This is a genomic window from Rhodococcus sp. 1R11, assembly GCF_004563845.1.
Taxonomy (GTDB): domain Bacteria; phylum Actinomycetota; class Actinomycetes; order Mycobacteriales; family Mycobacteriaceae; genus Rhodococcoides.
On sequence record NZ_SPNG01000004.1, the window covers coordinates 116915 to 130025 of the forward strand.

General features: G+C 64.0%; 12 protein-coding genes and 1 tRNA gene. 9 read left to right on the top strand and 4 right to left on the bottom strand.

Going from position 1 to position 13111, the window contains the following annotated elements; genetic code table 11:
* Positions 1-6 precede the first annotated feature (6 nt).
* From E4P29_RS08485 to E4P29_RS08515, 7 genes are all read left to right on the top strand, one after another.
* Positions 7-1281, top strand: coding sequence for a cyclopropane-fatty-acyl-phospholipid synthase family protein (locus tag E4P29_RS08485; protein ID WP_135044200.1), 1275 nt, complete (start codon positions 7-9; stop codon positions 1279-1281).
* Positions 1278-2603, top strand: coding sequence for a cyclopropane-fatty-acyl-phospholipid synthase family protein (locus E4P29_RS08490; RefSeq protein WP_135043795.1), 1326 nt, complete (start codon positions 1278-1280; stop codon positions 2601-2603). Before E4P29_RS08485 ends, E4P29_RS08490 begins: the two co-directional genes overlap by 4 nt.
* Positions 2600-3391, top strand: coding sequence for a DUF1295 domain-containing protein (locus tag E4P29_RS08495; RefSeq protein WP_135043797.1), 792 nt, complete (start codon positions 2600-2602; stop codon positions 3389-3391). Before E4P29_RS08490 ends, E4P29_RS08495 begins: the two co-directional genes overlap by 4 nt.
* An 89-nt stretch (positions 3392-3480) precedes the next feature.
* Positions 3481-5121 carry a phosphoglucomutase (alpha-D-glucose-1,6-bisphosphate-dependent) gene (gene pgm, locus E4P29_RS08500; RefSeq protein WP_135043799.1) on the top strand — a complete coding sequence of 547 codons (1641 nt, stop codon included), beginning with the start codon at positions 3481-3483 and terminating at the stop codon, positions 5119-5121.
* A gap of 77 nt (positions 5122-5198) precedes the next feature.
* Positions 5199-6356, top strand: a complete 1158-nt coding sequence (locus E4P29_RS08505; RefSeq protein ID WP_135044202.1) for an MFS transporter — start codon at positions 5199-5201, stop codon at positions 6354-6356.
* 25 nt (positions 6357-6381) lie between these two features.
* On the top strand, positions 6382-7128 hold the full coding sequence (locus tag E4P29_RS08510) for a DsbA family protein (RefSeq protein ID WP_167735421.1): 747 nt from the start codon (positions 6382-6384) through the stop codon (positions 7126-7128).
* A gap of 126 nt (positions 7129-7254) precedes the next feature.
* Positions 7255-7327: transfer RNA gene (locus E4P29_RS08515), tRNA-Ala, on the top strand.
* Between the two features lie 113 nt (positions 7328-7440).
* On the opposite strand, the gene E4P29_RS08520 is transcribed toward E4P29_RS08515, so the two are convergent.
* Positions 7441-7785: an Lsr2 family protein gene (locus tag E4P29_RS08520; protein ID WP_032370939.1), complete on the bottom strand. Its 345-nt coding sequence runs from the start codon at positions 7783-7785 to the stop codon at positions 7441-7443.
* A gap of 549 nt (positions 7786-8334) precedes the next feature.
* Between E4P29_RS08520 and E4P29_RS08525 the strand changes: the two genes are divergently transcribed.
* Together E4P29_RS08525 and E4P29_RS08530 are read left to right on the top strand one after the other, a co-directional pair.
* The gene (locus E4P29_RS08525) at positions 8335-9420 is read left to right on the top strand and encodes an N-acetylmuramoyl-L-alanine amidase (protein WP_245154223.1); all 1086 of its coding nucleotides are present in this window, start codon (positions 8335-8337) and stop codon (positions 9418-9420) included.
* Between the two features lie 11 nt (positions 9421-9431).
* Entirely contained in the window at positions 9432-10490 is a 1059-nt protein-coding gene (locus E4P29_RS08530) for a CobW family GTP-binding protein (protein ID WP_135043801.1), read from the top strand.
* A 5-nt stretch (positions 10491-10495) separates the two neighbouring features.
* On the opposite strand, the gene E4P29_RS08535 is transcribed toward E4P29_RS08530, so the two are convergent.
* Genes E4P29_RS08535 through glp form a run of 3 tightly spaced genes read right to left on the bottom strand, consistent with a single transcriptional unit; the run spans position 10496 to position 13096 of the window.
* Positions 10496-10909: a molybdenum cofactor biosynthesis protein MoaE gene (locus tag E4P29_RS08535; protein WP_135043803.1), complete on the bottom strand. Its 414-nt coding sequence runs from the start codon at positions 10907-10909 to the stop codon at positions 10496-10498.
* Positions 10902-11909: a bifunctional molybdenum cofactor biosynthesis protein MoaC/MoaB gene (gene moaCB / locus E4P29_RS08540; protein ID WP_280634535.1), complete on the bottom strand. Its 1008-nt coding sequence runs from the start codon at positions 11907-11909 to the stop codon at positions 10902-10904. Before moaCB ends, E4P29_RS08535 begins: the two co-directional genes overlap by 8 nt.
* Positions 11906-13096, bottom strand: a complete 1191-nt coding sequence (gene glp, locus E4P29_RS08545) for a gephyrin-like molybdotransferase Glp (RefSeq protein ID WP_135043807.1) — start codon at positions 13094-13096, stop codon at positions 11906-11908. The genes moaCB and glp overlap by 4 nt, the downstream gene beginning before the upstream one ends.
* Between the last annotated feature and the right edge of the window lie 15 nt (positions 13097-13111).

Here is a 13111-nt window from a genome sequence, read left to right on the forward strand (position 1 = left end):
GATTCCATGTCGAACCTATCCGGTGCCGGGCCGCGCCCGCTCGTCGATCCTCGGGTCTGGCCCCAGATAGCCCACGTTCCCGGTGGTGTGAAAGTTGCGGTCGCCGCGCCCGTTGCGGACTTTCTCTTCCGTCGTGCGGTCGCGGGGTTGCAGGTCCGAGTCGCGATGCCGGACGGCACAGTGATCGGGGCCGGATCGTCCTGTGCACCGTTGATGACGGTCTATCGGCCACACGACTTCGCCGCGCGCGTCGGCGACAGTGGTCTCATCGGATTCGGTGAGGCATACATGGCCGGAGACTGGGATGCCGAGGATGTCACCGCTGTGCTCGAGGTCTTCGCTCGGCGCATGGCGTCGCTGATTCCCGAGTCCTTGCAGCGACTCCGTGGGCTCTACATCCCGAAACCTCCACGAAGTGAGCGGAATACGACGAAGAACACGCGATCCAACATCTCGCGTCACTACGATCTATCGAACGACCTGTTCGAGCTCTTCCTCGACGAGACCATGACCTACTCGAGTGCGTTGTTCGCCGGATCGGGACCAGACGACAGCGTGGAGCTCGCCGACGCTCAGCGCCGGAAGATCGACCGGCTCCTCGATCGCGCAGGCGTCGGCGAGGGAACCAGGGTCCTCGAAATCGGCACCGGATGGGGCGAGCTGGCCATTCGTGCGGCCGCTCGCGGTGCGACGGTCCGTTCGGTGACACTGTCGGTGGAGCAGCAGGAGCTCGCGCGTAAACGTTGCGCGGCAGCGGGATACAGCGATCGAGTACAGATCGATCTCCTCGACTATCGTCTGGTCGACGGCGAGTACGACGCTATCGTGTCGGTCGAGATGATCGAGGCCGTCGGTCATCAGTACTGGGCAACCTATTTCGAGACGATCGATGCACATCTGGCCCCGGGCGGACGCGTGGCGATCCAGGCCATCACCATGCCGCACGAGCGGATGCTGGCCACCCGCAATACATACACGTGGGTGCACAAGTACATCTTTCCCGGCGGGTTCCTGCCGTCGGTGCGGGCCATCGAGGAGGTGACCGAGCAGCACACTTCGCTTCGGGTTCGCGAGCGTTTGTCCATGGGCGACCACTACGCGCGAACCCTCGCTCTGTGGGACAGTCGATTCTGTGAATACCGCAGCGAGGCATCCGATCTCGGTTTCGACGAGGTGTTCGCGCGAATGTGGCACTTCTACCTCTGCTATTCGGAGGCCGGATTTCGATCCGGGTACCTCGATGTTCAGCAGATCGTGCTCGACCGAAGGGACGACCGATGACCACCTCGACAAGTACCGTGGACCGGACCCATCGCAGTGGCGGTTTCGCGCATCGGATTGCCGAGTTGATAGAACCCCTGGTGGGTGGCCCGCTTCCCGTTCGGCTGCAGGCGTGGGACGGATCCGTCGCAGGCGATGACTCGGCACCGAGAGTGCTGTTGCGGAGCCCCAGCGCTCTTCGTCGATTGCTGTGGAGCCCCGGTGAACTCGGCGCTGCGCAGGCGTACGTCACCGGGGAGTTGGACGTCGACGGGGATCTTGCCGCGGCTCTCGATCACGTCTGGGGTGTGGTGCGTGAGCGCCGACTCTCGGCCGCCCGACCGGGGCCGGCGTCGCTGCTGCGGTTGGCAAGACTGGCCAAGGATCTCGGCGTGTTCGGCCGCCCACTACCGCCGCCCTCGTCGCAGGCCTCGGTGAAGGGGCGGCTGCACTCGTTGCTTCGTGACCGTGCCGCGATCAGCCACCATTACGACCTGTCGAACGACTTCTACGAACTGGTCCTCGATTCGCACATGGCGTACTCGTCGGCGTACTGGACCTCGGATTCGCCGGACTACACCCTCGATGATGCCCAGCGCGACAAACTCGACCTCGTATGCCGAAAGATCGGGCTCGACAAGCGATCCGGGCAACGGTTTCTCGACGTCGGCTGCGGCTGGGGATCTCTCAGCCTGCATGCGGCACAGGAATACGGAGCTCGGGTCGTCGGAGTGACCATCTCGCGCGAACAGAAAGCCTTCATCGACAAGCGAATCGCCGACCGGGGACTGCAGGACAAGGTCGAGATCCGAATCCAGGATTACCGCGAAATTCCGGACGGGCCTTTCGACGCGGTGGCGTCGATCGAGATGGGTGAGCATGTGGGGGAGGCCAATTACCCGACCTACACCGCCGCACTGCATACCAACGTCAAGCCGGGTGGGCGAGTGCTGATCCAGCAGATGTCGCGGAGAGAAGGCGACAACCCCGGCGGCGGAGCATTCATCGAATCGTTCATCGCGCCCGACATGTACATGCGTCCGGTCGGTCGGACCGTCGCGATGATCGAGGAGGCGGGACTCGAGGTTCGCGACGTCCATGCTCTGCGGGAGCATTACGTGCGGACCGTCGATGTCTGGACGAAGCGCTTCGAGGCGCGCTACGACGACGTGGTGGCGATGGTCGGGGAAGAGGTCGCTCGCGTGTGGCGGCTGTACCTGATCGGCGGCGGAATGGCCTTCCGGGACAACAGGATGGGCGTCGACCAGATCCTGGCGGTCAGGTCCGAGAACGGACCGTCCGACATGGAACCGGTGCGGCCGACCTGGACGACAACCAGATGAACTGGTCGGACTTCCTGACCGTATCGCTGGCGAGCCTCGGCGGCACCGCTGTCCTGATGATGGTCACCGCCCTCGTCGGTGCCCTTATCGGACGCCACAATGTCGTGGACGTGACGTGGGGCGGCGGCTTCGTTCTGATCGCGCTGATCTCGGCTGCGACCGGAACAGGTGATCTGTGGCGACGACTCCTGCTGCTCGTCCTCGTCGGTGTCTGGGGACTTCGCCTCGCCCTGCACGTCTTTCGGCGATCGCGTGGGCACGGTGAGGATCCGCGGTACACAGAATTGCTCTCCAAGGCCACCGGAAACACGACCCTGTATGCCCTTCGAAAGATCTATCTGACGCAGGCACTCGCATTGTGGTTCGTATCCCTCCCAATACAGGTATCTGCCGTCGCACACGGATCGGTCCTGCCGGTCGTCGTACTCGGTGTACTGGTCTGGATGCTCGGGTGGGCGTTCGAGGCAGTGGGCGATGCGCAATTGAAGGCGTTCAAAGCCGACGCGTCGAACAAGGGCAAGATCATGGACCGAGGTCTGTGGTCCTGGACGCGGCATCCCAATTACTTCGGCGACTCGGCAGTGTGGTGGGGACTGTTCCTCGTTTCGGCCTCGGCGTGGCCTGGGGTGTTCACGCTTCTGTCGCCCGTCGCGATGACGTACTTCTTGGTGTTCGCCACCGGGGCTCGGCTGTTGGAACGGAGCATGGAACAGCGTCCGGGGTATCGCGAATATCAGCAGCGAACCAGTTATTTTCTGCCACGGCCACCGAAACGGCAGAGCAAGTAGCTCGCGGGTGGGGCAGCGGCGTTAGGGTTGAACGAGAAATTCGGTTCGTCGACCGGATTCGGTTCGTTCGAGGATTGAGGAGGCGCATCGTGGCGCACGAGAGAGCTGGAACCACTGCACTGCCGGAGGATCTGGTCGATCTCTCGCAACTCGTGACGGCGTACTACTCGCGTGTTCCCGACGTTTCCGACCCGAGTCAGCAGGTGGTCTTCGGCACGTCCGGACATCGAGGATCGAGCCTGGATTCGGCGTTCAACGAGGCCCACATCGTCGCGACGACGCAGGCGATCGTGGAGTACCGCGCTGCGCAAGGCATCACCGGGCCCCTGTTCATCGGACGGGACACCCACGCGTTGTCGGAGCCGGCCTGGACGACGGCTCTGGAGGTGTTGGCAGCCAACGACGTCGACGTTCTGGTCGACTCGGGGGATCGCTACACCCCGACGCCCGCCGTCAGCCATGCCATTCTCCGGTACAACGAGTCGGGGCCGACCGCGAAAGCCGACGGCATCGTGGTCACACCGTCCCACAATCCGCCGCGCGACGGCGGGTTCAAATACAACCCACCGCACGGTGGCCCGGCCGACAGCGATGCGACGTCGGTGATCGCTGCGCGCGCCAACGAGCTTCTCCGCGAGGGGATTACCGGTATCAAGCGCGTGACTCTCGCGCAGGCGTTCGCGGGAAGCGTCTCGCGGTACGACTTCCTCGGCACCTACGTGGACGACCTCCCGAACGTGCTCGATCTCGATGCGATCCGCGCCGCCGGAGTTCGAATCGGTGCGGATCCGCTCGGCGGTGCCAGTGTCGACTATTGGGATGCGATCGCCGAACGACACAACCTCGATCTGACCGTCGTCAATCCGTTGGTCGACGGCACGTTCCGCTTCATGACGTTGGACACGGACGGCAAGATCAGAATGGACTGCTCGTCGCCGAACGCGATGGCATCACTGATCGCAGCCCGAGATCGATTCGACATCTCCACGGGCAACGACGCCGACTCCGATCGACACGGCATCGTCACTCCCGACAGTGGTCTGATGAACCCCAATCACTACCTCGCGGTCGCGATCGACTATCTGTTCACCCACCGACCCGGTTGGTCACCGACGGCGGCAGTCGGCAAGACGCTGGTGAGTTCCTCCATGATCGATCGCGTCGTCGCCGGTCTCGGACGGAAGCTGCTCGAGGTCCCGGTCGGCTTCAAGTGGTTCGTGCCGGGGCTGCTGGACGGCGAGCTCGGCTTCGGCGGCGAGGAGAGCGCCGGTGCCTCGTTCCTGCGGCACGACGGCCGAGTGTGGACCACGGACAAGGACGGAATCATTCTGGCGCTGTTGGCCTCGGAAATCACCGCAGTCACCGGGTCGACGCCGTCGCAACGCTACGCAGAATTCACAGCTGAGTACGGCGACCCGTCGTACGCCCGCGTCGACGCCCCGGCAACCAGGGAGCAGAAGGCCGTGCTGGCGAAGTTGTCGCCCGACCAGATCACCGCCACCGAATTGGCGGGGGAGCCGATCACCGCGACGCTGACCGAGGCTCCCGGAAACGGGGCCGCACTGGGTGGGCTGAAGGTGACAACGGAGAGCGCCTGGTTCGCTGCTCGTCCGTCGGGAACCGAGGACGTCTACAAGATCTACGCGGAGTCGTTCCAGGGCAAGGAACACCTCGCTCAGGTTCAGGCTGCAGCACGTGAATTGGTCTCGTCCGCCCTCGAGAGCTCGTGACCGACTCACCGACACCCGACCACGACAGCTCGGCCCCCGAGCCGGCATTCCAACCCGGAAGCACACTCCCACCGGAGATCTGGGTACTGGTCTCGGCAGCGTTCGTCATCGCCCTCGGATTCGGCATCGTCGCGCCTGCCCTGCCGCAGTTCGCTCGAGAATTCGGCGTCGGATACACGGCCGCGTCGGCAGTGATCAGTGCCTTCGCTCTCATGCGGTTGCTGTTCGCGCCGGCGAGCGGCGCTCTGGTTCAGCGGCTCGGCGAACGACCCGTCTACCTGATCGGGCTGTTGATCGTCGCGGTCTCCACCGGTGCGTGCGCTCTGGCTCAGACGTACTGGCAGCTGCTGGTGTTTCGCGGACTCGGCGGAATCGGGTCGACGATGTTCTCGGTGTCTGCTCTCGGACTGCTGATCAGAATCAGTCCACCGACCAGTAGGGGCCGCATCTCGGGGCTCTACGCAACCGCGTTCTTGTTGGGAACCATCGGTGGTCCGCTCGTCGGCGGCGCGCTCGTCGGCTTCGGTCTGCGGGTGCCGTTCGTCATCTATGCGGTGGCTCTGGTGATCGCCGCTGCCGTGGTGTTCTTCACCCTCGGCAATTCCGATCTGGTCAAGCCGGAGAAGGGAACTGCGCCGCCGACGATGTCGTTGCTCGCTGCTCTGCGAATCCCATCCTATCGGGCCGCGCTGGCGTCGAATTTCGCCAACGGATGGGCCGTGTTCGGTGTCCGGGTGGCGCTGGTGCCGTTGTTCGTCGTCGAGGCGATGCAGCGGTCCGAGGTGTTCGTCGGGATTGCTCTCACGGTGTTCGCGGTGGGTAATGCTCTGGTGCTCACCAGTGCCGGTCGCCTGTCCGACGTACGCGGACGCAAACCGTTCATGCTGGGCGGTTTGGCGGTGTGCGGCCTGGGAACGGTCGTGATGGGCTATGTCCACGATCCGGTGTTGTTCCTCGTGGTGTCGTTGATCGCCGGAATCGGATCGGGCCTGATGAGTCCTGCCCAGCAGGCCTCGGTCGCCGACGTGATCGGCTCCAAGGCGCGTGGAGGACCCGTGCTGGCTGCCTTCCAGATGGCGTCCGACGTGGGTGCGGTGATCGGCCCGATCGTGGCCGGGATGATCGTCGAACGGGTCTCGTTCGGTCCGGCTTTCGCCGTGACGGGCGCACTCCTGTTGCTGGCGGGGTTGTGGTGGTCGCGTGTTCCGGACACCCTCGAGCGCGAGCGCAGCTGACGGACACGTCCGTAGTATTCGCTCTGTGAGCGAGAAGAAGACATCCAGTACGAAGCACACTCCGCAGGCCTCGTCGAATAACGTGACGTACATTCTGGCAGGTATTGCTTTCCTCGTGGTGGTCGCGGTCGTCGTGGTCGCGATCCTGTGGCAGCGAGGCAGTGACGCGCCCCGGAACGACGGTTACGGGTCGGTCAAGAATCCCGAGGTCGAATTGTCGTTGCCGGGAGACGGTGTCGTCGTATTGGCTCGTCCGGGCGCGCCGCGCATCATAGATATCTACGAGGATCCGATGTGCCCGTTCTGCGGTGATCTGGAAGTGAAGCACGGCCAGGAACTGGCTCAGAAAATCGACGACGGCGTCGTTGCAGTCAACTACCACCTGGTCAATTTCCTCGATGCGAGCTCGGCCTCGGGCGATTATTCGACGCGGGCCGTTGCGGCGTCCCACTGCGTGGCCGCCACCGAGAATGCGCGGGTCTACTCAGCTTTTCACGCCGCGCTGTTCGACCCGGAATTCCAGCCGGAGGAAGGCAGCGACTCCGACCGAACCGATGCAGAACTGGCGGATTCGGCAATGTCGAACGGGGCGAGCGAGCTCGCGAAGGAATGCATCCTCACCGGCGCTCAGCGCGACGCAGCGGTGGCGGACGCAACGACCGGCCGGGACGCACTGGCCGCATCGGGCGCACGCGGAACTCCGGGCGTTCTGGTGGATGGACAGGTGGTCGACGCGCTGGGTGACTCGGAATGGCTGGCTGCGGTCGGCTGATCGGGGTCGAGCACCGGGGCCCGTACCGGAGCGTCGAGTACGGGCCGCACCAGCTGATTTGTTGCTGCCGCGAGCGATGGTGTAACTTCGTTCGAGCAACCGCATGAGCGGGAGCACGCAGTACTCGGGGCTATGGCGCAGCTGGTAGCGCACCACACTGGCAGTGTGGGGGTCAGGGGTTCGAGTCCCCTTAGCTCCACCGAGAAAGCAAAAGCGCCGCCCATCGGGCGGCGCTTTTCTTGTGTCGATGCCTTCGGCCACCGAATCAGCGTCTGCAGATTGGTCCTGAGACGCCGATTCGGCAGGCGGGAGTCAGTGAGCTGCGTCGAACGCCTGCTCCACTTCGGCGGGTATTCTTCCGCGCGCGGAGATGTTGTGGCCGTTCGCCTTCGCCCATTCTCTGATGGCTTTGGTCTGATTGGCGTCGCGCTTCGCCCCGGTGGCCGGTGAACTCGACTTCTTTTGTCGCTTTCCGCCGACCTTGGTGGAGTGCTCGATGTAATAGTCGAGCTTGCGGTGGAATTCTTTGGCGTTCTTGTCGCTCAGATCGATTTCGTAGCTGACTCCGTTGACCGAATAGGTTATGTGTTCGCCACCGGATTCGATCGGTTTTTCGTCGATGTCATCGACTAGTTGCACATAGACTTTTCTGGCCATGCTGAAGCTCTCCAATGGTGCAGGGAATGATGCGGGGGGATGTCCAGATCGAACTGTGTCGACTATACGGCCGAGCATTGTCTATATCCATGCTGGCCGATCGATTGTTACCGGTTTCGCAGCATTGCCGCAGAATCTGCAGATGCATTCACCGAAACCGACGTGGCGCAGGCATTAAGTGTGTGCGCAGTGCAAGGGATCGCTGCTGCGGCGAAGAAAGACGAACTGTCCGGTATTCATAAGAAATACGTTCTCGGGGTCGGTTCGAGCCGACGTCCGATTTCGGAGTCTCGGTGCATTTCTTTCGTTGTCGCAAAAATGAGAGAAGACCGGGGCGGATCGCAACGGATCGATCACGAAACGCACTCTTTTGGCTAACGAAATCTGATCCATGACTCGAGGGGTGCGATCTCTGGTTCACTCGAGCAGCAAGTGTCTGTTGTGACGCACGGTAGCTCCTGATGCCAATGAGAACCGCGTGGCTCGACAGCGTCCGAGGTGCCGAGAGGGGAGTGGCGCTACCGGTTCCACCGGAGCGCCTACAAGTCGATGAAATCTTCACGAACAGCCGGGTCGGCTGCAGTGACACTGATGTGCGCAGGTCTACTCGGTGCAGGGGTGCTCGTCTGCGCACCGGCATCGGCCGACCCGTCCACACCCGCCACCACGCCGTCGGCGACACCCGGCACGGAATCGGCCGGCAAAGAGTTGACGGGGAAGACGGTTTTTCTCGATCCGGGTCACCAGGGCACAGCTCATTCGGAAAACCTGCAACGGCAGGTCGACGACGGGCGCGGCGGTACCAAGGACTGCCAGACCACGGGCATGACCACGGTGGACGGGGTGCCGGAGCACACCATCAACTGGAAGGTCTCGGAGCTGGTTCGGTCCAGTCTGGAGAGTCTCGGCGCGACGGTGAAGACCAGCCGCGTCGACGACACCGGATGGGGCGGGTGCGTCGACGATCGGGCGCGCGCTGCCGGCGCGTCAGGAGCCGATGTGGCCGTCAGCATTCATGCGGACTCGACGAGCACGACGACCGACACCGACAAGCACGGATTCCATCTGATCGTGCCGACACTGCCGATTCCGAATGCGGCGGCCGATGCGGCTCAGTCGGAAGGCGGGCGCTCGGCCTCGAAGCTGATGAGAGATTCCTACGTTCGCGCCGGGTTCGATCCCGCCAATTACGCGGGCGTCGTCGACGGGATTCAGGAACGATCCGACGTCGCGGGGCCCGCGCTGACGACTGTTCCGTTGGTGTTCGTGGAGATGGGCAACGGTTCCAACCCGGACGACGCGGCGGTGCTCGAGGGCTCGGACGGCCAACTGAAACATGCGATCGCCATCTCCACCGGCATCATCGACTATCTCCTCGGAGCCGAGGCTGCCTCGTCGCCGGACGTCGCAGTTCCCACCGCCTCTGCGCCGGTGCCGACGAGCGCGACTGTCCCTGCAGCTACGTCGACGTCCGTAGCGGGGCGTAGTGCGTTGTCTCGGCTGCTCGAAAGCGTCTCACCGTATGTCGAATCGTTCGGTGTCGACGGGTTGAAGCAATTGGCGAACGAAGAGAACGTCAGCAGCGTCTCGACCTTCGCTCGAGGCCTCCTGAATCGAATTCTCGCCGCCCGGTAGTCTCGACCGGCGTGGCGCGTCGACGAATTCCGGTGGTGATCGTTGCCGGCTTTCTCGGTGCCGGTAAGACAACTCTGCTCAATCATTTGTTGCGCAACGATGCGGGCATTCGGATCGGCGTTGTGGTCAACGACTTCGGCGCGATCAACATCGATTCGATGCTCGTTGCAGGACAGGTCGATTCGATGGTGTCACTGGGCAACGGATGCATCTGCTGTGCGGTGGACATCAGTGACATGGACGCGATGTTCGATGCGCTGGCACACCGCCGGTCGCCCATGGACGTGATCGTGGTGGAGGCCAGCGGATTGGCGGAGCCCCGGAACCTCATCCGAATGGTGCGCGGCAGCGAGAACGAGTTCATCGTCTACGGCGGCTTGGTGGGAGTCGTCGACGCGGTCGAATTCGCCGATACGCGCACTCTGCATCCCGAAATCGATCAGCATCTGCAATTGGCGGATCTGGTGGTACTGAACAAGTCCGACGCCGTCGACGATTCCGAGCGCGCCGCGGTGGTGGCCACCGTGCGGTCCATCGTCGGCGACGTTCCTGTCGCAGCTGTGTCATTCGGACGCGTCGATCCTCTGTTGTTGTTCGACCGGCCCCAGAACGGGCCGATCGAATCCGCACTGCCCGTGCAGCTGTCCTTCGACGAACTTCTGCGCGAGCACCGCGACGGCGATGGCTGCCTCGAGGACGGACACCACCGACACCTGCATGCGCAGTACTCGCATACCGAGTTCGTCAGCACAGCGGCGATGGAGCCGCGTCGGCTGATCGAATTTCTCGAGAACCCGACCGGAAACCTCTATCGCATCAAGGGTTTCGTGCATTTCGACCTGCTGGGGTATCAGCAGAAGTTCATCGTGCAGACGGTGGGGCGACACATCCGGTTCGAGAGTGCAGCGTGGTCGCGGGGTGAAACCGAGCAGACATCATTGGTTCTGATCGGCACCGAACTGGATGCGGATGCGGTCGAACATCGACTGCGTGCCTGCGTGCGCGGCCCCGACGACGTAGTCGACGCCTCGGCCATGTTGCCGGTCCATCGATACCTCGAGCCGGCGTAGGTCTTCTACAGTCCCACCCACTCGGTGCGTCCGCCTTCGAAGCCCTGCCGTTTCCAGATGGGGACCTCGGCTTTGATGCGTTCGACCAGTCGGGCGCAGGCCTCGAACGCCTCGGCGCGATGAGCCGAGCCGACCGCGGCCACGAGCGCGAGATCGCCGACCCGCAGGTCACCGACGCGATGCACCGCAGCGACTGCAAGACCGGTCTCGGCCGAGACCTCCGAGCAGCATCGGTTCAAGAAGCGTTCCGCATCGGGATGGGCGCGGTATTCGAGAGTCTCCACGGCATGGCCACCGTCGTGGTCACGAACGATTCCGCTGAACAGCACCACGGCACCGTGGCGCGAATCCTGCACCGCCGCCTCGACTTCGGCGGTCGTCAGTGGCTCGTTCGAGATGCGGGCGACGAGTTCAGTCATCGTGGGGTCCTCCTCCTGAGATCTGGGCAAGTACATGATCGAGGAGCGGATCGAGAACGGCCAAGCCGTCTTTCACGCCTCCCGGCGATCCGGGCAAGTTGACGACGAGGGTACGTCCGATCAACCCGGAGACTCCGCGGCTCAGCACCGCGTGCGGCGTCGCGGAGGTTCCCTTGGTGCGAATCTGGTCGGCGATTCCGGGCATCTCGATGTCGAGCAGTGCCGCCGTGGCCTCCGGAGTTGCATCGGTGGGGGAGACGCCGGTTCCACCGGTCGAGATGATCAGCGACGGCTCGCCGCGCAGCGAGTCGCGCAACCCGGCCTCGATGTCGGCGTCGGCGTACACCAGTGGGCCGCGCACCGCGAAGCCTCGATCGGTCAGCCACGATGCGATGGAGGGGCCGGTAGTGTCCGGGCGGGTCCCACGAGCGCCGCCGGTCGAGGCCACGAGCACGACTGCCGACTTCGTCCCACCCGACGGCGGAGCGTCGGAGTCGGGGGCGGTCGGCGTCGCATCACGCTGCCAGTGTCCATGCTTACCACCGTCTTTGGTGATCAGCCGGACGCCGTTCATCGTCGCACCTGGGTCGACTGCCTTGACCATGTCGTGCAGGGTCAACCCGGCAACCGCGACGGCGGTGAGGGCTTCCATCTCGACGCCGGTTCTACCGGTCGTGCGGGCGGTGGCCTCGACCGTGATGGAGGTGTCGGTGAATCCGAAGGAGATCTTCACCGACGAGAGCGCAAGTTGATGGCACAGTGGAATCAGTTCGGACGTGCGCTTGGCGGCCGAGATACCGGCGATCCGAGCGGTCGCCAGCACATCGGCTTTCGGCATGCCGTCCGCCTGCACCAATCCGATGACCTCGGGCGTGGTGACGAACTCGCCGGCCGCCACAGCAGTTCGGGAGGTCTCCTTCTTGTGCGCCACATCGACCATGCGGGCGCGGCCCTCGTCGTCCAGGTGGGACAGGGGGTTGTGCGGTACTTCGGTGGTCACAGCGGCCATACCTCCACGGGCGATCCTGCGGCGAGTTCGGTTGTCTCTGCGGCGATGTCGATGAGTACATCGGCCCACGCCAGTGCAGCGACCAGGTGGGACCCGGGTCCGGCGACCAGTTCTACCCGGCCGTCGTCACGCAATTTCCCGCGGAGCAGTTGACGCCTTCCCGGCGGCGAGGTGATCGACTGGAACAAAGTCGCAGGGCCCGACAAGACCGGTGGCAGGCCGGCCGATCGTCGAACGATGTTGCGCGCGAACATGATGTACGACACCACGGTGCTGACGGGGTTGCCGGGGAAACTCAGGACCGGGGTGCCGTCGAACATCGTGATGCCCTGCGGTCCACCCGGTTGCATCCGAACCGATCCGAACTGTCCACCCAGCGGCGCGAGAACGTCTTTGACCACCTCGAAGTCGCCCATCGACACTCCACCGGAGGTGATGATCAGCTCTGCCGATGCGGCTGCGGAGGTGAGGATGCTTCGGAAGCGTTCCGGATCGTCGGTGCTGCGTGCGACGGTGACCACGTCGGCACCGCTCGCGCGCAGGTGCGCGGCAAGAGTGATGCCGTTCGAGTCGAAGATCTGACCGGGCGAGAGCGTCTCGCCTGCGTCGGCCAACTCTGCCCCGGTGGTCACGACGGCCACCCGAGGACGCGAACGTACGTCGACGGTGGCCAGTCCGACGGCGGCGAGAACCGAGATGTGCCGAGGCTCGAGCAGTCTGCCCGCCTCGATCAGGACCGTTCCAGCGCGTACGTCACTGCCCTGCTCCCGCACGAATTCGCCTGCGACGCGGGCTCGTCGAACGGTCACCGCACCTGTTGTGGTCACCGCGGTGTCCTCCACCGGGACGATGGCGTCCGCTCCGTCGGGAATCGGGGCGCCGGTCATGATCTTGGCCGCGCTACCCGGCGCCAGCGTCGAAGGTTCGGTGGGTCCGGCGGCGATGATCGTCGACACCGGAAGCGTCACGGGCGCAGACTGCACCGATCGAGAATCGACCGCATAACCGTCCATCTGCGAATTGCGGAACAGCGGTAGGTCGACGGGGGAGGTCACGTCGTGGAATGCCACCCGCCCCAGTGCGTCGGTCAGCGGCACTCGCTGGGCGGCTCGGGTGCCCAGATCAACGAGCAGCGACTCGATCGCTGCCGCGTGCTCCTCGACGGATACGGCGCTCACAGCGCAGGTCCGGTG